This is a genomic window from Camelimonas sp. FR25, assembly GCF_059740505.1.
Genome location: NZ_JCAWFG010000077.1, coordinates 1 through 19,918, shown reverse-complemented (window position 1 = coordinate 19,918; position 19,918 = coordinate 1). Strand labels below are relative to the sequence as shown.

The 19,918-nt window shown below is 66.5% G+C and carries 16 protein-coding genes; 3 read left to right on the top strand and 13 right to left on the bottom strand.

Features of this window, described 5'->3' with window-relative positions; all coding sequences use genetic code 11:
- Nucleotides 1–106: 106 nt before the first annotated feature.
- The 7 genes from AC6A67_RS09395 to AC6A67_RS09365 form a co-directional block, all read right to left on the bottom strand.
- Complete coding sequence (locus AC6A67_RS09395) at nucleotides 107–937, bottom strand: outer membrane protein (RefSeq protein WP_498036295.1); 831 nt, start codon at nucleotides 935–937, stop codon at nucleotides 107–109.
- 522 nt (nucleotides 938–1,459) lie between these two features.
- Nucleotides 1,460–2,248, bottom strand: coding sequence for an outer membrane protein (locus AC6A67_RS09390; RefSeq protein ID WP_498036294.1), 789 nt, complete (start codon nucleotides 2,246–2,248; stop codon nucleotides 1,460–1,462).
- Nucleotides 2,249–3,066: 818 nt separating this feature from the next.
- Complete coding sequence (locus AC6A67_RS09385; protein ID WP_498036293.1) at nucleotides 3,067–3,822, bottom strand: enoyl-CoA hydratase/isomerase family protein; 756 nt, start codon at nucleotides 3,820–3,822, stop codon at nucleotides 3,067–3,069.
- Nucleotides 3,823–4,012: 190 nt separating this feature from the next.
- Nucleotides 4,013–4,984 (bottom strand): NAD(P)H-dependent flavin oxidoreductase, encoded by a 972-nt coding sequence (locus tag AC6A67_RS09380; protein ID WP_498036292.1) that lies wholly within the window; start codon nucleotides 4,982–4,984, stop codon nucleotides 4,013–4,015.
- 126 nt (nucleotides 4,985–5,110) lie between these two features.
- Nucleotides 5,111–6,352 carry an acyl-CoA dehydrogenase family protein gene (locus tag AC6A67_RS09375; protein ID WP_498036291.1) on the bottom strand — a complete coding sequence of 414 codons (1,242 nt, stop codon included), beginning with the start codon at nucleotides 6,350–6,352 and terminating at the stop codon, nucleotides 5,111–5,113.
- A 122-nt stretch (nucleotides 6,353–6,474) separates the two neighbouring features.
- Nucleotides 6,475–7,719, bottom strand: coding sequence for an acyl-CoA dehydrogenase (locus tag AC6A67_RS09370; protein ID WP_498036290.1), 1,245 nt, complete (start codon nucleotides 7,717–7,719; stop codon nucleotides 6,475–6,477).
- Between the two features lie 139 nt (nucleotides 7,720–7,858).
- Nucleotides 7,859–8,980, bottom strand: coding sequence for an acyl-CoA dehydrogenase family protein (locus AC6A67_RS09365; protein WP_498036289.1), 1,122 nt, complete (start codon nucleotides 8,978–8,980; stop codon nucleotides 7,859–7,861).
- A 375-nt stretch (nucleotides 8,981–9,355) separates the two neighbouring features.
- Here AC6A67_RS09365 and AC6A67_RS09360 point away from each other — a divergent pair, with 375 nt between their 5' ends.
- On the top strand, nucleotides 9,356–10,153 hold the full coding sequence (locus AC6A67_RS09360; RefSeq protein ID WP_498036288.1) for an enoyl-CoA hydratase/isomerase family protein: 798 nt from the start codon (nucleotides 9,356–9,358) through the stop codon (nucleotides 10,151–10,153).
- Nucleotides 10,154–11,137: 984 nt separating this feature from the next.
- Here AC6A67_RS09360 and AC6A67_RS09355 read toward each other — a convergent pair.
- The 4 genes from AC6A67_RS09355 to AC6A67_RS09340 all read right to left on the bottom strand — a co-directional run bounded on the left by AC6A67_RS09355 (nucleotide 11,138) and on the right by AC6A67_RS09340 (nucleotide 14,838).
- Nucleotides 11,138–12,718, bottom strand: a complete 1,581-nt coding sequence (locus tag AC6A67_RS09355) for a fatty acid--CoA ligase (protein ID WP_498036340.1) — start codon at nucleotides 12,716–12,718, stop codon at nucleotides 11,138–11,140.
- 341 nt (nucleotides 12,719–13,059) lie between these two features.
- Nucleotides 13,060–13,311 carry a hypothetical protein gene (locus AC6A67_RS09350; protein ID WP_498036287.1) on the bottom strand — a complete coding sequence of 84 codons (252 nt, stop codon included), beginning with the start codon at nucleotides 13,309–13,311 and terminating at the stop codon, nucleotides 13,060–13,062.
- 360 nt (nucleotides 13,312–13,671) lie between these two features.
- Nucleotides 13,672–14,169, bottom strand: a complete 498-nt coding sequence (locus AC6A67_RS09345) for a GNAT family N-acetyltransferase (RefSeq protein WP_498036286.1) — start codon at nucleotides 14,167–14,169, stop codon at nucleotides 13,672–13,674.
- Between the two features lie 195 nt (nucleotides 14,170–14,364).
- A complete protein-coding gene (locus tag AC6A67_RS09340) occupies nucleotides 14,365–14,838 on the bottom strand; it encodes an NUDIX domain-containing protein (protein WP_498036285.1) in 474 nt (157 codons plus the stop codon).
- Between the two features lie 253 nt (nucleotides 14,839–15,091).
- Here AC6A67_RS09340 and AC6A67_RS09335 point away from each other — a divergent pair, with 253 nt between their 5' ends.
- Entirely contained in the window at nucleotides 15,092–16,006 is a 915-nt protein-coding gene (locus tag AC6A67_RS09335; RefSeq protein WP_498036284.1) for a metallophosphoesterase family protein, read from the top strand.
- 42 nt (nucleotides 16,007–16,048) lie between these two features.
- Here the strand turns inward: AC6A67_RS09335 and AC6A67_RS09330 are convergent, their stop codons facing one another.
- Nucleotides 16,049–17,206, bottom strand: coding sequence for an acyltransferase family protein (locus AC6A67_RS09330; protein ID WP_498036283.1), 1,158 nt, complete (start codon nucleotides 17,204–17,206; stop codon nucleotides 16,049–16,051).
- A 551-nt stretch (nucleotides 17,207–17,757) separates the two neighbouring features.
- On the opposite strand from AC6A67_RS09330, the gene AC6A67_RS09325 reads away from it, so the two are divergent.
- A complete protein-coding gene (locus tag AC6A67_RS09325) occupies nucleotides 17,758–18,204 on the top strand; it encodes a PaaI family thioesterase (RefSeq protein ID WP_498036282.1) in 447 nt (148 codons plus the stop codon).
- A gap of 350 nt (nucleotides 18,205–18,554) precedes the next feature.
- Here the strand turns inward: AC6A67_RS09325 and AC6A67_RS09320 are convergent, their stop codons facing one another.
- Nucleotides 18,555–19,619 carry a Tim44 domain-containing protein gene (locus tag AC6A67_RS09320; protein WP_498036281.1) on the bottom strand — a complete coding sequence of 355 codons (1,065 nt, stop codon included), beginning with the start codon at nucleotides 19,617–19,619 and terminating at the stop codon, nucleotides 18,555–18,557.
- Nucleotides 19,620–19,918 lie beyond the last annotated feature (299 nt).

Below are 19,918 nucleotides of genomic sequence, written 5' to 3'. Positions count from 1 at the left end.
GCGGCTTTCCCTGATGCGCCCCAAGCTCAAGCCGTGCGCCCAATAGCAATAGCCCGGCGCAGGCCGGGCTATTGCTTGCATGGCTGTGCAGAGTACTGACCCAAGGTCAGAACCGGTAATTCAGACCGGCGCGCACCACATGGAACCGGGAATCGTGTCTCATCCCCATATTGGCGGTGACCAGCTGTCCGGCGCCATTCGCAAAGGTGAGCCCGGAGGAGCGATGCCGCTGCTGCCCGAGGTCAACATAGGCATATTCACCCTTGATGGAGATGTTGTTCGTCAGGGCATATTCAGCGCCTGCCCCCAGCGTCCATCCGACCCGGATCTTGTCGCGCGACCCCTCGCCGCCCCGCACAACCCCAGTCAGACCAGAGGCCCCTTCAATACTGGCTTTCACCGAACCATAGGCGAGACCGCCTGTCGCGTAGACGAGGAGCTGGTCCATCGGCATGAAGCCAAGTCGCGCGCGCACTGTGCCGAACCATTCGAGTTCGGCGCGCAGATTTGCATTCATGTTCCCTTCGGCGCTGACAACGCTGACGCCCCGGACGCGGGTCAGACGCGCGTAATTGAAGTCGGTTTCGACGCCAATCACGGCCGCGCCCAATTGATAATTGAAGCCGATCTGGCCGCCGCCCGTAAACGAGGCGGTGTTGCGCTTCCCACGGTTCGGAGCCGTGACAAGCGCCGTGCTCGACGCGCTTCCGGACATCGCGACGGTGGCGTCGGCAGCGTTACGCTGTTGATCACCCAGAAAGGCGACGCCGGCGTTTACGCCGACGTAAAACCCGGTCCATGTGAACACGGGCGCCAGCGCAGACGGCGCCGGCGGTGCGTATTTCCGTGATGGAAGATCTGCTGCGACGGCCGCCGAAGCCAGGGATGATGCGACAATGACAGCAAGGCCAAGCGACCTGCACATGAATTTCTCCACTCATCGACATCTTATTCGAATGAATAGAAAATCACATCATTGTCTTAGACTGTAAATACGATGTATCCCTTGATTTATTACTTGCGGTGACGTCGTTGCGCGGGCGTCACACCCCATCACTGACCATGCGGCGCCGTCCACAACGCGCGGGCTGCGTCAGCACGCTCCAGCGCATCGCAACGAAAAGCATCCTGCAGCGTACTGTCGCCGCCACCCTGGCGGCGCCACGACGCCATTGCAGCGCCGGTCAGCCTGAACCCACGGGCCCGCGTCGGCTTGCGGCGCCTGCCTGTGCGACAGCGCCCAACGGCCTCGCCCGATCGCCCGCACACTGCAGCGCTCCGCCGCTCCTGTCAGGCCGGAACGATGCTGACGCAGCCGCGACCTGACATGCCTTCTGACCATGGCGGGCCCTGGCGACAGAGACGTGGGCGGATCGGCGACAACCCGCCCACGCTGGACAACATCAGCGGCAAGATTTCGGCATCTGGCCCGGCGTCGTCCCCTGGCTGACCGACGTGATCAGAACCGGTAGTTGAGGCCCACGCGGAAGACCTGGAATCGCGCACGGTCCCTCGCTCCCGCCGCCACCGTATCCGCCGCCGGGGCGACCGTTGACTTACGACCGCGACCGCCACGCCCCAGGTCAACGAAGTCATAGGAGCCGCGCAGCGTCACATTGTCGGCGATCGCATACTCGACGCCTGCGCCAAGCGTATAGCCCACGCGCACGTCGCTGCGGCGCTCGCCGACACTTGCGCCCGCCATCGCGGCGTCGCGCGCCGACGTCACGCTGCCGTAGGCGAGACCACCCGTACCGTAGATCATCAGCCGCTCGGTCGGCACGAAACCAATCCGCGGGCGTAGCGTGCCGAACCAGTTGACACGCGCATTCCTGGAGGTCTCGGCGGCGGACGACGTCACCCGCTTGCTGGCGAGCGACAGGCCGGCATAGTTGAGGTCGGTCTCAATACCAAAGACAAATTGTCCCTGCTGGACATTGTAACCGAGCTGGGCGCCGCCAACGAAACCGCCACGCCCGTCCTTACGCTCGCTCTGGCGCACGCCGGCGTGCCCGCCCTTCTTGCGCTTGCCGAACAGCGAGGAGGGCTTCCAGCCCTGGCCATTGCCAACCCCCATGCCATAGCCACCGTTCACGCCGGCATAAAATCCGTCAAAAGTAAACGCGGGCTTCGGCGCCTCCGGCGCAACCGGCGCAACGTAACGGGCGGGAAGATCGGCAGCAACCGCAACCGTTGCACATGACAGAGACAGCGCCGCTGCAGCAATAACTTTCAATTTTCTAGACATAATCTACTCCGGAATAGCAGGTTTACACCCGCAAGGGGTAGATCAGCAGCGCCAGCGGCTATAATCCCCATCTGGAGGCGCCAGCCATCGTCGCTGCGCTGCGACGTCTACACTGACGCTACGGCGCCACAGTCCCCATCGGGCGCCGCCCCCGCGCCGGCTCACAGCGCCCGGCCCATACCAGGCCGCGACGATGCCGACGCGTCGCTCCCGGCAAAGCTCAAACGCCACTCGAGCGTGACCAGAACCCGATCAGTCATGCCCATCCGGCTCCGCTATCAGGCCTTGTTGGCGATGCCGGCCGCTCAGAACCGGTAGCGTAACTCCGCGCGCAACACGCTGACGTTCACCACGGCTCCTGGCGCTCATGTATAATCGGCCGCGTGTGTTGGCGTTGCGCAATGTATGAGCCTTCGCGCCGGGATTGACGTCATCATATGCGCGATCGCCGTGTAGCCCTCACTGGCGCAAGCGTTCCAGCTCACCCCCGACAGCTTCGGAAGGGCAGCGCCATAGCCGCCGTTGGCGCCCATGTAGAACCCCGTCCAGCGAGGCCAGCGCCGCCGCCAGGGCAAGAATCAACGCCCGGCACATCAGGCATGCCTTTAACATCGCGCTCCCGTTTACTGTTATTCAATGGAAAGCCGATAATTATTTTACCAAATATTCAATAATCCTGATTGGTGACGATAACTTATCGCGCATCTTGAGCGTTATTTTTTCACAACAACGGAAAACGCCACAGCGCATGCCATGGCGTCACGTGCGTCTCGGGACAGGCGCCGCCCGCACATCCGCAGGCGACGCCCGTCAGCCGGTTACGAAATCTTCGCCGTCTTGTTCTGGAAGGCGGCGATGCGGTCGGCCATGTCGGGGCCGACGCCGCGGGTGCGGGCGATCTCATGGCTGAGGCCAGCGGCGAGCGGCAGGCCATCGGTGTCGTTGAGCAGCGCCTTGTTGGCGCGGTGGCTGAACCAGGAATTGGCGAGGATCGCCTTCGCCAGGCTGTCGAGCTCGGCGTCGAAATCAGCGTCGGCGACACAGATGTTGGCGAGGCCCATGGCTTCGGCCTGGCGCCCCGTATAGGTGCGGGCGGTGAACATCATCTCGCGCGCCTTGGGCAGGCCGACGCGGCGCGGCAGGCGCTGGCTCATGCCCCACACCGGAGTCAGCGACCAGCGCGCGTGGGTGTCGGCGAATTTGGCGTTCTCGGCGCACACCAGCAGATCGCCGGCCAGCGCCAGCTCCAGCGCGCCTGTGTAGCAATGGCCGTGCACGGCGGTGATCACCGGCTGCGGCAGGTTAGCCAGCTTTTCGATGACGCTGGACTGGAAATGCGGGCGCGGCGGCTTCTCACCGGCGGCGATGTCGTTGAGGTCGTGGCCGGCCGAGAAACATTTGCCGCCGCCGCGCACAATAACGAGGCCAATGCTGTCGGTCTGGCCGGCGATGGCGTCCACATGGCGCTCAAGGTCGGCGAACAGTTCGACATTCAGCGAGTTCAGCTTGTCGGGGCGGTTGAGGGTGAGGATGGCGCAGCCATCGCGGTCTTCCCTGAGCACCAGCTGGGTCATGATGTTCCTCCTGTGGCGACCTGAGGGTCGCGGGCGGCCCTTGCGGGCCCAAAGCTGTGGCGCGCCACGCCGGCGCGCAGCCAGTTAAAGCCGGCGCGCAGCCAGTTAAAGCAGGCGCGCAGCCAGATAAAAAAGGCCGGGCCCACGCTTGCGCGCCGGCCCGGCCTCAAGGCGTCGGCGACGCCCGGGATCAGCTCACAAAGCCGGCCAGGCGACCCTTGATGATGGCTTCCGCGTCGGCGACGATGCGCGAAATCAGCTCGTCGCAGCTCGGAATGTCGTGGATCAGGCCCTGGATCATGCCAGCGGTCCAGATGCCGTGGTCCGGATCGCCGGTTTCATAGACCATCTTGCCGCGGGCGCCGGCCACCAGGTGCCGCACGTCCTCGAACTTGGCGCCCTCACGCTCCTTCTGCACCACTTCGGTGCTGACGACGTTGCGCACGACGCGCGAGGTGTTGCGCATGGTGCGGAAGATCAGATCGGTGGCGCGCTCGTCATTGGCGACCAGCTGCTCCTTGATCTTCTGATGGATCGGGGCCTCCTTCGTCGCCATGAAGCGGGTGCCCATGTTGATGCCCTCGGCGCCCAGCGCCAAGGCGGCAGCGAGGCCACGACCGTCGCCGAAGCCGCCCGAGGCGATCATCGGGATGGTGATCTTCTCGGCGGCGGCCGGGATCAGGATCAGGCCCGGAATGTCGTCCTCGCCCGGGTGACCGGCGCACTCAAAGCCGTCGATCGAGATGGCGTCGGCGCCCATGCGCTGGGCCGAGACCGCGTGACGGACGGCGGTGCATTTGTGAATGACCTTGACGCCGTGCTTCTTGAACTCGTTGATGTGCTCTTCCGGCTTGTAGCCAGCCGTCTCAACCGCCTTGACGCCCGATTCAATGATCGCGGCGCGGTATTCGGCGTAAGGCGGCGGGTTGATCGCCGGCAGAATGGTCAGATTGACGCCGAACGGCTTGTCGGTCATCTCGCGGGTGCGCTTGATTTCCTTGGCCAGATCTTCTGGCGTCGGCTGGGTCAGCGCCGTGATGAAGCCGAGGCCGCCGGCATTGGCGACGGCGGAGACCAGCTCAGCCTTGCCAACCCACTGCATGCCGCCCTGGGCGATGGGATGTTCAACGCCGAACATCTCGGTGAAACGTGTCTTGATCATCGAATTTCCCCTGGATGAACCATGGCGGCGATGCGCTCACGCCCGACCACCAGGGCCGGGCGGAGAGACGCCGTAAGGTGAAGCCGCAGGCCGCCGCCCGCCGTGGCGGGCGCAGCCTGGGCGTGATTACTTGCGACCGCTGGTCGGGATGGCGTTGAAGGCCACGTCCTTGTCGACGCGCACGTCAGACGGCAGGTTCAGCACGCGCTCGGCGATGATGTTGCGCAGGATCTCGTCCGAACCGCCCTCGATGCGGGTGGCGGGCGAGCGCAGCGCCATGGCCTGGAACTTGCCGCGCGCCTCGGCGTCCTTAGCGTCGGTCAGCATGCCGGCCTCGCCCTGCAATTCCATGGCGTAGCGGGCGATGTCCTGCATCATGGCGCCGGCCACCAGCTTGCCGATCGAGTTCTCCGGGCCGGGGGTCTCGCCCTTCGACAGCGCCGACAGGGCCCGGAAGGCGGTGAACTTCAGGCCCGAGGCCTTCACCGCCCAGTCAGCCAGCTTCGTGCGCACGGCGGCGTTGTCGATGTCGCCGCACTGGATGGCGAAGTCGATCAGGTCAGGGAAGCCCGTCGGCATGCCGGAGCCAATCGACAGGCGCTCGTTCATCAGCGTGGTCAGCGAGACGTTCCAGCCATTGCCCACCGGGCCAAGCCGCTGGCTGTCCGGAATGCGCACATTGGTGAAGAACACCTCGTTGAACGAGCGCTGGTCGTTCATCTGGCGGATCGGCACCACCTCCACGCCCGGCGAGCGCATGTCGAGGAAGAACATGGTCAGACCCTTGTGCTTCGGCACATTCGGGTCGGTGCGGGTCAACAGCAGGCCCCACTGCGAATGCTGGGCGCCCGAGGTCCAGATCTTCTGGCCATTGATGATCCAGTCGCCCGAGCCGTCATCGGCGCGCTCGGCGCGGGTGCGCAGACCGGCGAGGTCAGAGCCGGCGGCCGGCTCCGAGAACAGCTGGCACCAGATCTCCTCGCCCGAGGCGAGGGTCGGCAGACGCTCGCGCTTGGCCTCTTCCGAACCCCAGGCCATCACGGTCGGGCCGCACATGCCATGGCCGATGGTGAACAGGCCGGAGAGCTTGGCGTAGACGCCCTCTTCCTGGCCCCAGATCACGCGCTCGATCGGCGTGGCGCCGCGGCCGCCATATTCCTTCGGCCAGTGCAGGCAGGCCCATCCGGCTTCGGCCTTTTTCTTCTGCCAGGCCTTGCCGGCCTCCATCGGGTCTTCGCTCTTCAGATACAGACCGCCAAAGCCCGACAGCTCCAGCTCTTCCTTCAGGTGCTTCGGCGCATTGGCGGCGATCCAGGCGCGCGCCTCCTGGCGGAAGGCGGCTTCTTCTGGGGTATCGTCAAAATTCATCGGTTCATTTCCCCCGGGAGGTCCCGGTCATTCTTGCTGTTGTGGCGGCTGGCCGCTGGCCACGCCTGCCCCGTGTGCGTGTCGGGCGGCGCTGGCGGCGCCGCCCCTGATGGTGGACTGCCTCAGCGCCCCGGCGCCTGGTTGAACGGCACGTTCTTGTCGACGCGCACGTCGCCCGGCAGGCCAAGCACGCGCTCGGCGATAATGTTGCGCAGGATCTCGTCGGTGCCGCCGGCGATACGCATGCCAGGGGTGCGGAGCACGAGATTCTGGAACAGGGCCGCCGCCTCCGCCTGCTCTGGCGAGGTCAGCACGCCGGCCTCGCCCTGCAGTTCGAGCGCATATTTGGCGATGTCCTGGGTCATGACGCCGGCGACCAGCTTGCCGATCGAGTTCTCCGGGCCAGGGCGTTCGCCCTTCGACAGGCTGGAGATCGAGCGGAACGCCGTGTAACGCAGGCCGCTCGACTTCACCGCCCAGTCAGCCAGCTTCGAACGCACGGCGGCGTTGTCGATGGCCGGGCCATCTGGCAGCTGGAAGTCCGACGTGAAGGCGAAGATCTCCGGGAAGCCGGTGGCGAGGCGCGAGCCAATCGACATGCGCTCGTTCATCAGCGTGGTCAGCGCTACGTTCCAGCCGTCATTGACCGCGCCAAGACGGTGGCTGTCGTGGATGCGCACGTTCTCGAAGAACACTTCGTTGAACTCGCGGCCGCCGCTCATCTGGTGGATCGGCCGCACCTCGACGCCCGGCGCCTTCATGTCCACGATGAACATGGTGAGGCCGGCGTGCTTCGGCACGGTCGGATCGGTGCGGGTCAGCAGGATGCCATAGTCAGAGAACTGGGCGCCTGAGGTCCAGATCTTCTGGCCGTTGATCACCCATTCGTCCGAGCCTTCCACCTTCTCCGCGCGGGTGCGCAAGGCGGCGACGTCGGAGCCGCCGGCCGGCTCGGAGAACAGCTGGCACCAGATCTCCTCGCCCGAGGCCAGCTTCGGCAGATATGTCCGCTTCAGCTCTTCCGAGGCGTAGGCCATCACGGTGGGGCCGCACATGCCCTGGCCGATGGCGAAAGGCGCCGCCAGCTGGTTGTACATCCCCTCTTCCTGCTGCCAGATCACCCGCTCGATGGGGCTGGCGCTGCGACCGCCATACTCCTTCGGCCAGTGCAGGCAAGCCCAGCCGGCGTCGGCTTTCTTTTTCTGCCACGCCTTGGCTTCCGCCACGATGTCGCGACCTGGCAGACGCAGGCCGCCGAGGCCCGACTTCTTCAGGTCGTGGTCGAGATCATGCGGCGCGTTGGCGTCGATCCAGGCGCGCACTTCCGCACGGAACGCGGCTTCTTCGGTGGTATCGTCAAAGTTCATCGCCCTGTTCCTCTTCTCGCCGGAGACAGCCTTGAGGCCTGTCCCACCGCTACCTTTGGCGACGCGCCCGCCGGATACGCCGGCCAGGTCGCGCCATGGAACGGGCCGCGCGGGAATCCCGCGCGGAACCGGAAGCCGCTCAGGCCGCGTCGCGCGCCGAATTGCGCTCGCGCATGCGCGAGATCAGCCTGTCTTCCCAGACGCTGAGGCTGCCCAGATTGAGGGCGAGCAGGTTGGAGCGCTTGTAGTAGAGGTGGCAATCAAACTGCCAGGTGAAGCCCATGCCGCCGTGCACCTGGATGTTGTTGGTCGAGCAGTGCTGGAACGCCTTGGTGGCGCTGACGCGGCAGGAGGCGGCGGCCTCCGGCAGCTCGGCCGAGCCAGTGGACAGCGCATAGGCGCCCCAATAGCAGTTCGAACGGGCGAGGGTCGCCGAGACATACATGTCGGCGAGCATGTGCTTGATGGCCTGGAACGAGCCGATCTGGCGACCGAAGGCGATGCGCTCCAGCGCATAGTCGCGGGCCATCTCAAGGGCGCGGTCAGAGCCGCCGACCTGCTCGAAGGCGGTCAGCACGGCGGCGCGGTCATAGACGGCGTCGATGACGGCCTGGGCGTCGCCCGAACCGAGCTGCTCGGCGGCGGCGCCGTCGAAGACGATGCGGGCGTGCTTGCGGCTCGGATCGATGACGTCAACGTTCTCGCGTGTGACGCCAGCGCCCTTGAGGTCGACGATGTACAGGCCGAGACCCGAACCCGACTGGGCGGCGACGATGGCGAAGTCGGCGACGGCGCCGTCAGCGACAGGAAGCTTGGTTCCCGACAGCTTGCCGCCCGAGACCTGGGCCTTGATGCGGTCGGCGGTGACCGGGCCGGCGCTCTCGGCGTAAGCGAATGTGCCGATGACTTCGCCTGCGGCGATCTTCGGCAGCCAGGCCTGCTTCTGCTCCTCGGAGCCTGCGGCGAGCAGGAATTCGGCGGCGAGATAGACGGTGGACGAGAACGGCGTCGGGGCGAGCGAACGGCCGAGCTCCTCAGCGATCACGCACAGCTCGAGATAGCCGAGGCCAGCGCCGCCGAACTCTTCCGGGATCGCCGCGCCGGTGAAGCCCATGTCGGCCAGGCCCTGCCACAGGTCCTTGTCGTAACCCTCATCGCCTTCCAGCACGCGGCGCACCACGGCCACCGGGCTCTGCTTCTCAAGGAACCGGCGCGCCGAGTCGCGCAGCTGCTTCTGCTCGTCAGAGAAATCGAAGTTCATATGTTCCTCCCACAGGAACGTCTCGCGTTCCTTGCGCCTGGATTACCGCCGTCAGGAGCGCCTGCGCGCCAGCCCCTTTAGCTGCGCGGCCACTTTCCGCAGCCATCCGCAACTCACGGCTTGCATGATGCAGTTGCAGCACCTAACGATCGTTTGGTCAACAGAATAGAACCGCGTTTCGCCCGACTCAAGCGCCCAGTCACAGCCTGTCCGCAGCAAGCGTAGGTCGTGGCTCAGGGCCCTGGTGCAGGACCTGCCAAGGGACGCCGCCGCAAGCACTGGCACGGGCGGGGCCGCATGGGCGCGAGCGGAGACGCATCCCCGATTTGGCCGACACGCCCCCAGAGGCGCCGGCGTCACAGCAAGAGGAACCCCATGGAATACCAGCATCTTCTGATCGAGCAGGACGGCCCGGTCATCCGCGCCACCATGAACCGTCCCGACCGCCTCAACGCGCTCAACCGCCAGCTGGTGGAAGAGCTGCGCCACTTCTTCACCGATCTGTACTGGCGCGACGACGTGCGCGTGGTGGTGCTGACCGGCGCTGGCCGCGGCTTCTGCGCCGGCCTCGACCTCAAGGACCGCAGCGGCGAGAACGAGCAGCCGACCACCTGGTCGTCGCTGCGCTTCCAGCGCCGCATCGCCGAGATCGTGGTCGCCATGCGCCGTTGCCCGCAGCCGATCGTCTCGCTGGTCAATGGCCCGGCTTCGGGCGGCGGCTTCGCCATGGCGCTGGCCTCCGACATCCGTATCGTCACGCCGGAAGTGAAGATGAACGCCGCCTTCATCCGCATCGGCCTGTCGGCCTGCGACATCGGCGTCAGCTATTTCCTGCCGCGCCTGACCAACGCCTCGATCGCCTCGCAATACATGCTGACCGGCCGCTTCATTGACGCGGACAAGGCGCTGCAACTCGGCCTCGCCGCCGAGATCGCCACCCAGGAGACGCTGAACGCCGTCGGCCAGTCCTATGTCGACGATCTGCTGCACGCCACGCCGCTTGGCCTGCGCCTGACCAAGGAAGCGCTCAACCACGCCATCGACGCCGGCGGCCTCGAGGCGGTGATCGCCATGGAAGACCGCAACCAGATCCTGTCGTCGCGCTCCAATGACTTCAAGGAAGGCATCGCGGCGTTCTTCGACAAGCGCAAGCCGGTCTACACCGACAGCTGATCCTCTTGCGCTCCGCGCATCACGCGTAAAGATGCCCCCGGTTCTCCGGGGGTATTTTTTTTTGCCCTTTGCCCTTTGCCCTCTGCCTCTGCCTCTGCCCGCTGCCCGCTGCCCTCTGCCCGCCGCCTCAGGCCGCCCCCTGCCCCGTGCAACACCTCCTCCGCGCGTCATGCCCGTGCTTGTCACGGGCATCCACGTCTTGCGCGTCTTTCGCGTTTCTCGCGTCTTGCGCGTCCTGCCCGCCTCGCCACCGCAGCGCTGCCCTTCTCGCCCGGCCCACGCGTCATGCGCCAGGCTGCCCGGCTTTGCGACAAACGCGTGGATGGTCGGGACAAGCCCGACCATGACGGTGGTGGGGTGGGGACCGCGAGGGGAGCGATGGAGGACGACGCCGCGCCAAGGCGCCTTCCGTCCTGCCTGGCGCGTTGTTTCCTGTGCGTCATATCCAGTGTGTCACGGCCCAACGCCATATGAGCCAACGCGCCCCTACCCCATGCGCAATTGCCCCTTGCGCCATTGCACCGTGCGCCACTGCCCCATGCGTCACTGCCCCGTGCGTTGCCTCCTGCGCGCGTCATGCCCGTGCTTGTCACGGGCATCCACGTCTTGCCCACCGCACCACCGCAGCGCTGCCCTTCTCGCCCGGCCCACGCGCCATGCGTCAGGCTGTCCGGCTTTGTGACAAACGCGTGGATGGTCGGGACAAGCCCGACCATGACGGCGGTGGGGCGGCGGCCGCGAGGGGAGCGAAGGGGGCGGCGCGCGTCCACGAGTTGCGCGGCGCGGCGCGGCGCGAGGGCATCACGGCGCGAGTGCATGGCGGCGCGAAGGCATGGCGGCGCGGCGCGTGGGCGTGGCGGCGGGCTAAGGGGTGACGCTGGCGGGCGCGCGTTTACTCCCACGTCACGGCGTCATCGCGGCGTAAAACGACAACGGGCGGGGAAAGCCCCCGCCCGTCGCCTCAAGCTCAGAATGCCCCCTGGCTCAGTTCACATTGCGGGTGTAGCCCGCCCAGAACGGCTCGCGCAGGGTGCGGCGCAGGATTTTGCCCGAGGCGTTGCGCGGCAGCAGTTCGATGAAGTCGATCGACTTCGGCGCCTTGAAGGCGGCGATGCGGGTGCGGACGAAGCCGATCAGCTCTTCCTCGGTGACGTTCTGGCCCGGGCGCAGGGCGACGATGGCCTTCACCTCTTCGCCCCATTTCGGCGACGGAATGCCAATCACCGCCGCCTCGCCCACCGCCGGGTGGCTGCACAGAGCGTTCTCGACCTCGGCCGGATAGATGTTCTCGCCGCCTGAAATGATCATGTCCTTCATGCGGTCGTGGACATAGAGGTAGCCGTCGGCGTCCATGTAACCGGCGTCGCCCGACTTGAACCAGCCGTCGCCTGGCATGGCCTGGGCGGTGGCTTCCGGCAGATTGAAATAGCCGATCATGTTGGACGGCGCCTTGATGGCGATCTCGCCGATCTCGCCCACCGGCAGCGGCTTGCCCTCATCGTCAAGGATGGCGATCTCGCAGCCTGGCAACGGCCGGCCCGCCGAACGCATGCGCGTGGTCTCTTCGCGGGTGTGATCTTCCGGCGGCAGCGCCACCACCGTGCCGGTGGTTTCGGTGAGGCCATACATCTGCACGAAGCCGCACTTGAACACGTCCATGCACTCGACCAGCAGCGCGTGCGGGATCGGGCTGGCGCCATAAGAGATCGACCGCAGGCGGCTGTAATCCACCTCGCGGGCGCGCGGCTGGCGCACCACAAACTGCAGGGCGGCCGGCACCATGAAGAATTTGTTGACGCCCTCGTGCTCGATCAGGTCGAGCACCTGCATCGGGTCGAACTCACGGGTGATCACCGCCTTGACGCCGTAATACATCACCCAGATGCCGAAGCCGGTGCCGCCAATATGGCCGTTCGGCATGGCGACAAGGCCGATGTCGTCGGCGTACCAGTGCAACCACTCCAGATCCGACCCATCCTGCAGGCGACGCATCGACAGGAAGTTCTCGTGGGTCAGCATGGCGCCCTTCGGACGACCGGTGGTGCCTGACGTGTAGAGCTGCAGGAAAGCTTCCTCCGGCTTGCACTCAAGCCGCGGGTCGACGTCGGGCTGGGCGTCGCGCAGCGTGACGAGGTCTGGCCATTCCGGATTGCCGCCCTCAACCGTGATCACCTGCTCGAGCTTCGGGCTGTCGGCCTTCACCTGCTTCGCCAGATCGATGAACTCCGGGCCGACGAACAGCAGCTTCGCGCCGGAATCCTGCACGATATAAGCCACTTCCGGCGGCGCAAGACGCCAGACGATCGGCACGATGATCACGCCAGCCTTCATGCAGGCGAACACCAGCTCGAAATAATGGTCGGTGTTCTTGCCGACATGCGCCACCCGGTCGCCAGGCTTCAGGCCGGCGGCGAGGATCAGATTGGCGATCTGGTTGGTGTGCCGGTTGAACTCGGCGTGGGTGGTGACGCGATCTTCAAACTTGTTGTTGATCTGGTCGCCACTCTTCGCGGCATGGATGCGCGGAATCTCGGCGAGCGTGGTGATGTTGGCGTCGAGGCTCAGCTTCATGGACGTTGGTTTCCCCTGGGGCCGGCGGCGACAGCCGCTCCGGTCTTGTGCGTGACCACGCCGCGCAAACGCCAGCAACGGCCAGGTCCAGGGATGTGATCAACGCCCGCGCCAGGCGCGACCGCACATATCAGGGCCGCGCGCACGCGAGGCCCCCCAGCTCCCCGTTTCTGGCCGTCATCTGTAGCGCCCACGGAGCGCGCGTGACTTGGCCCAAGCCTAACAGGTCGCGGGGCAAAATTGTCAAGTAGTGGACAGGCGCCATCCCGCGCTATTGCACCCGTTGAGGCCAGGCGGTGATCGCCTGGCCGCGCGCCTTCTCGTCGTATGTGAGGTCAGCGTGACGGCACGGCGAGGCCGCGCTGCGGCGCAGGGGCCTGCTGGTACACGGGCGCTTCGGTCAGTTCGCCCTGCTTGGGCTTGATGCCAATGTTGCGCTCGGCCGGCGGCGGCGGCACATATTCACGCGGCAACACGCCCGTCGGCCGCACTTTCGCGTTGCAGGCGGCCAGGGTCAACGCCGCAAAGCCTGCCAGCGCGACGAGCGTCACGGTCCTGATTGCCCTGGCGGGGGAAACTGCTGTCATTGCCAAATCCTGTGTTGCCGCCCTGGATGGCCAGGGCTACGAGCCTGGACGCACGATCAGGGCGTCGCCGCCCGCCAATTTCCCTGGCGTCTGCGTCGCCCGATCATCGGCGCTGTTCTACCAAGGCATACGTCGGTCCGATAGCCACGTCACCCGTCGGCGCCGGGCCGCCAGCCTCGCGGTCAGGCCGCGCAATGTCAGGCAAACGCAGGCAGGGTGATGCGCCCGTCAACAAAACCCCGTTATGAGGCTCGGGTTCCGGCCATTTGACGCGCAGAACCGCGGTTTTTCAGCGTAGTCACCGCCAAAAAAATGTGCCGGATCGCCCCGGCGCCGCCAGCGCAGCACGCCATCTTGTGATCAGAGCGGCGACACCTGGCCCCTGGCGCGGGCGAAGGCGCCCTCGGTCAGCTCGATATAGAGGATGCGAGTCGGATCGACCGGGCCAGGAAACTGCAGCGATCCGGGCGGCGCCACCGTGAAACCGAAGCGGTTGTAATAGGGCGGATCGCCCACCAGCATCACCAGCTCCTCGCCGGCGGCGCGACAGGCGTCCAGCGAGCAGCGGATCAGCGCCCCGGCGATGCCCCTGCCCTCAAACGCCGGCTCCACCGCCAGCGGCCCGAGCATCACGGCGTTGATGGCGCCCGAGCGCACCCCCGACAGCCGCACCGACCCCACCAGCATGGCGCCGACAAGGGTGGTGAAGGACAGATCCGGCCGGTGCGCGCGGCCCTCGCGCAGACGGTAGGCGGTGCGCGCATAGCGGCCAGGGCCAAAGGCGCGGTCATGCAGGCGCTCGATCTGCAGCGCGTCTTCAGGGCTCTCGGGACGCGTGGTCAGTTCCAGCTCAGCCATTGGCATCTCCGCGGGCGTCATTCCGCAGCACCGGCGACGGAACGACAAAGGCATCTTTTTCGCAACCAGGGCGCGCCGCAGCCGGTCGCCATCGGTCAGGGCCCTGCGCCGCAACGCCCGCTCGCGCCTTATCACGCGGGCCGCGCCGTCGTCCACGGCGCCCCTTGGCCACAGCAGGTCCGCGACGCCGCCGCATCACCAGTGCGGCGATGGCGGGGTGGCGTTGAGAATTTCGGCAAGCCGGGCCCGGGTCGCCGGGGTGGCGTCGGCGGGCAAGGCGTCAGGGGCGAAGAAACCTGTCTCGGCGATTTCGCGATCGGCGAGGCGCGGCGCCGTCTGGTGGAAGGCGTCGACCACATACAAAGCGACATGATCGCGTCGTGACACCCGGTTGTTGAAGAAAAAGCCGTGCAGGCGCGGCGGCCCCTGCATGACGATATTCCCCTCCTCGGCCAGCTCGCGCTGCAACGCGCTCAGCGCGTCCTCGCCGACCTCAACCCCGCCGCCCGGAAAATACCAGCCGCTGACATAGGTGTGGCGCACCAGGAACACCCGGCCCTGCCCGTCGAACACCGCCGCCCGCACCCCAAGGGTCATGCCCCGGGCGAAGCGGAAATACACATGCAGGACGCGGCGCAGCAGCCGCTCGGACAGGGAGGTTTGCATCATGTGTTGTGAGCGCCTTCCGCCCGGAAGGTCAAGGGCGCGCGCCAGCCGCCAGGCTGCTCCAGTGGCGGCGCTTTCGGGCACGCTCAAGCCCATGTCCCTGGTCGCGTTCTGCCCCGCCTCTGGCACGCGTCATCCCATCAGGCTGCGCGATGAAAACGCCAAAACCTGCGTCATCCAATTCAGATTGCCGCGATCATGCTCTATGCAGAGAGCGCCGCCATCGTCATTTTTTTGCAAACAGGCTGGTCTGACCATGCTGCTCGCCCATCTCTCGGACGCCCACATAGGCCCCCTGCCCGCGCCGCGCCTGCGCGAGCTGGCCGGCAAGCGCGTCACCGGCTGGGTGAACTGGCGGCGCGGCCGGTTCCTCACCCATGACATGGCGGCGCTGGCGCTGATTTGCGCGGATATGGCGGCGCAGCGGCCTGATCACATCGCCTTCACTGGCGATGTGGTGAATATCGGCCTGCCGGCGGAGTTTCCCGCCGCCAGGGCTTTTGTCGCCAGCCTTGGCGATCCGCAGCGGGTCAGCTTCACCCCTGGTAATCATGACGCCTATGTGCGCAGCGCGCTGAAGCCGCTGCACGCCCATCTCGGCCCATGGATGACGGGCGACGCCGGCGCGCCGGAAGGCCCGGTTAGCGGCTTTCCTTATGTGCGGCGACGCGACGGCGTGGCCCTGGTCGGGCTTTCGTCAGGCGCGCCGACCCTGCCGTTTCTGGCCAGCGGCAAGCTGGGCGGCCGCCAGCTGGCGGCGGCGGAGGGGCTGCTGGCGCAATTGCGCGCCGAGCGCCTGTGCCGGGTCATCATGATCCACCATCCGCCGCATCGCGGCGGCGCCGCCCCAGGCCGCGGTCTGACCGACGCGCAGGCCTTCGAGCGGATGATTGCCCGCGTCGGCGCCGAGCTGGTGCTGCACGGCCACAACCATGTCACCTCGCTGGCCCACCTCACCGGCCCGGACGGCGCCGTGCCGATCCTCGGCGCGCCTTCGGCCTCGGCCATGGCCGGCTCCCACAACCACCGCGCCGGCTATCATCTGCTGCGGATCGACGCCGACGGCGTGCGCTCGCGTATCGCGGTCACAACGCGCGGCTTCAGCCAGGACAATGTCGCCGAGGTGCAGCGACTGGCCGATGTGGCGCCCAATGGCGTAATCAGCGGATGAGCCCGCAAGGTCGCGGATACGTCAGCCGTTCGCAGTCTGGCGTCAGACAGCGAAGCGCCGGCGCAGCCATTGCGTCACCGGCGATTCCACAAAGCGGAACATCAGCCAGCCCGCGATGCAGGAGGCGATGACGCCTGTTGCGGTGTACAGCAACACCGGCGTCCACGGCCCCAGCCCGAACGCCGCCAGCAGCTGGCGGATCGGCCGGATGACGAACGGATGCAGCAGATAAAGCGCATAAGAGGCGTCGCCGAGTTCGGCGAGCACCCTCGTCGCGCTGGCGAAAGGCCGACGCAGAAAATCGGGCCGCGCCGCCACCTGCGCTGACAGGGCCCGGGTTTCGCCAAACGCCGCCATGGCCACCAGCAGGGTCGCCGGCAGACCATAGCCGAGGATCGGCCCCAGCGTCGGCAACTGGTTCAGCGGCGCCTGCGTCGGCAGATCGAGCGCCAGCAGCCCAAAGGCGATAACCGCGCCTGGCCAGGCGATGAGCGCCGGGATCGACGCGCCGCGCCCGTAGATCAGCCCGAGGAACAGGCCGAAAATGAAGTCCAGCGTCAGCGGCCGGAACCAGAACTGCCACGGCTCTGGCAAAGGTCCGGCCCACGCCCCCCACGCCACGCCGGCGAACAGGCCGCCGGCGATGACGATCACGCCGAGCCGCTGCGGCAGCATCACCACAAAGGCGAACAGCGTGTAGAAGAACATCTCATAGTTCAGCGTCCAGCCGATGGAATACACCGGCACGGTCAGGCCGTCGCTGCGCTGCATCGGATAAAACAGATAGGACGCCAGAATCTCCTGCCAGCCGGGCGTGGCGCTGTTCAGCACCTGGGGCAATATGAACGCCACCGCCAGAAACAGCGTGGTCATGAACCAGTAGAGCGGCAGCACCCGGATCAGCCGTCGCGTCACAAACAGCCGGAAGCCCCCCTTCGCGCCGAACAGCTTGCGCGAACTCAGCACGATGATGAAGCCGGAGATGACGAAGAACACGTCGACGCCCGCCATCCATGGGAATGGCTCGGGCGGGCGCGGCTGGCCCGGGATGAGCCAGTGCCAGGCCTCGGTGTGGCAGTGGTAGATCACCACCCAGATGGCGGCGATGGCGCGCAAGGCCTGCAACAGCGCGAGCGTCCGCCCGTCGGCCCGGGGATGCGCCGGAGGTGGCGCGGACAAAAGGACGGGCGTTGCGTGCATAAGGGTTCCCGATAGACCGCCCGCGCGGCGGGCCAGGGTGCATAAGGCGCATGCCGGGGGAACGCCCCCCAACAGGCCACGCCTGTTCCAGCCATATAGACCGATCAGGCTTACCTTTTGGTTGCCTCGGCCAGAGTCTGGCAAACGCAGGCTACCAGCAGGAAACGCCGCCCAATAGGCCAGCCATCTGGCGCAGGCCGCCTATGGATAGCTGGCGCTGACGCAATTTCAAGCGCCAGAGGCGGACACACCGCCATGGCCACACACCAGCCTTCTGCGGCTCCATTGTCGTCCGCCGGGGCTTTTGCGGCGGCGCGGCGCGCCAGTGCGACCTGCGTCCCGCCGGCGCCCCCACTGCGAACTGCCTACTTGCCGCGCTCGCCGTAATCATTGAAGACGACGCCTGACAGATCGGCGGCGATGGAGACACAGCGGCGCGTTGCCTGGCGCAGCGCCCGCCTCGCGCTCCCATCGCGGCAGCCAGTCATAACGACGCCTGCGCGGTTGCGCGCACGCGCCTGACGGGACAGGAACGACAGGCAGGACAGAGTATGAGCGAGACTATTCCAGAGGGTTTCCGGCTGTTGCGCGATACGGGCGGCCAGTTCATCGCGGTCAATGGACCGCTTTACTTCAAGAAAACCGACGCGGGCCTGCTGGTGGGCATGCGCATTGAAGAGCGTCATTGCAATCCCATGGGCGTCTGCCATGGCGGCATGCTGATGACCTTCTGCGACATGTGCATGCCGATGGCCGCCAACTTCGCCCACCGGCTCGGCCAGTTTCTGCCGACCATCTCGATGACCACGGATTTCGTGGGTCCGGCGAAGCAGGGGGACTGGCTCGAGGGCCGCACCGACGTGCTCAAGGTCACCCGCAACCTGGTGTTCACCCAGGCGATCATCACCGCCAACGGCGAGGCCGTGGTGCGGGCCAGCGCCACCTTCAAGCGCGGCCCCAGCGTGCAGGACATCGCCGCGCGTCAACAGCAGGGCTGAGCCAACGCAGTTATACCAGGATGCGAGCGGACGCATCCGCATCCTGAAATGCTCAGGCGCCGCACGGGCTTAGCCAGAACCCGATCTATCACGCTCATCGGGTTCTGGTATGACGCTGCCTCTGGCCGGGGCGCCCGATGGCCCGCCGCAACCATGCGGCGCAACAAACAAAAAAGCCGGGAAGACCCCACAGGGCGCTCCCGGCTTTTTCTTTGCGAAATCTCGCTTCATCGAAAGCGGCGAGCCATGCGGCGCCGAAACGCCGCCTGGCTGATCTGCGACACACACGCGCCGACGCCTTGAAAGCCGCGATAGCAGCGACGCATCCGCGACCTGTAGGCTCAACCGCCTCAGTTGACGTTCTGGATCGCCGACAGGGTCCACGGACCGCGGTTATCGCGACGGAAGGTCCAGACCTCGGTGACCTCGGACGGGCGCTCGGCGTCGCCATCAATCACCCGGCCGGTGGCGCGGTCGCGGGTGACGTCGATCATCGCATAGCGCATGGCCACGGTGGCGTAATCGGTCGGGCCCTCGCGCCAGGCTTCGGCCAGATCGCCCTGCAGCAGTTTGACGTCAGCCGTGGCGTTAACCACGCCCTGGCGCTCGTTGTCAGCCAGTTCCTCTTCCAGATAGGCGGCGACCTCCGGGGTCGAGATCCGCCGCAGGGCGCCCACGTCGCCACGACCGAAGGACAGCTGCATCTCAGCAAGCAGGCGCTCGAAGGCCTCATAATCCTGCTGGCCCAGGCCAACGTCATCGCTGCCCGACTTCGCCGTCGCCGGCGCATAAGCAGGCTGCGCAGGCGGGACCGGAGCGCCAAAACCAGGCGCAGCCGCGCCGCCCATGCGGCCAAGGCCGCCAAGAGCTGAGGAACCTGCTGAGGAACCAGCCGAGGAACCTGCAGACGGACCCGCCGACTGCTGCGGCGCAGCGCTATAATGCGCGGCGCCAGGGGCTGCGGCCGCCGGCTGCTGGCGATTGCGGAAATAACGCACCGCCAGCCAGACGAGACCGCCGATCAGCGCCACCTGCAACAACAGGCCGAGGAAACCGGCCATGCCGGCGAGGCCGCTGAAGAAGCCGCCGCCCATCAGCATGCCGATGAGGCCGGCGCCGAGCAGACCGCCCATCAGACCGCCCATGAGGCCGCCGCCAAACCGCCGCTGCGGCGCCGCCTGGGCGCCAGGCGCGCCCGGGCCACGCTGCTGCATGCCAGGCTGGGTCTGGGTGCGTTGCATCGGCGCGGCGGTGGAAGGCGCGGTCTGGGTCGACGGCGGGGCCGACCAGGTCTTCGAGCCGCGACTGCCGAAACCGCCCCCGCCCTTGCGGGCTTCAGCGTCGCCCAGCGACATGCCGAGCGTGACCACCAAAGCCAGAGCCAAAAGGCCGGTACGACGCAACACCTGTTTCATCCATCTCCCCCACGGGCATAAAAGTCCTGACATATGTGGGGAGCCGCCACCCCCAGTTAAAGCGCCCGCCGACATTTTTCCGACATTTTCTGGGGGGCCTGCGCAGATGGGTTGATTCAGGCATGTGTGAGCTGGCGTCCGAGCGCGGAATGGCGTCGCAATGACCGTGCTGACAGCGGCGCGCCTGTCATGGCGCGCCGCGAGATGATGCAGGATTAGCGAAGAGTGCCCGTGCGGAGGCCACCTCCGCGCTGACGGCCATCACGCACCCGATATCTGTAAGGGGGCGGCCTGGCGGC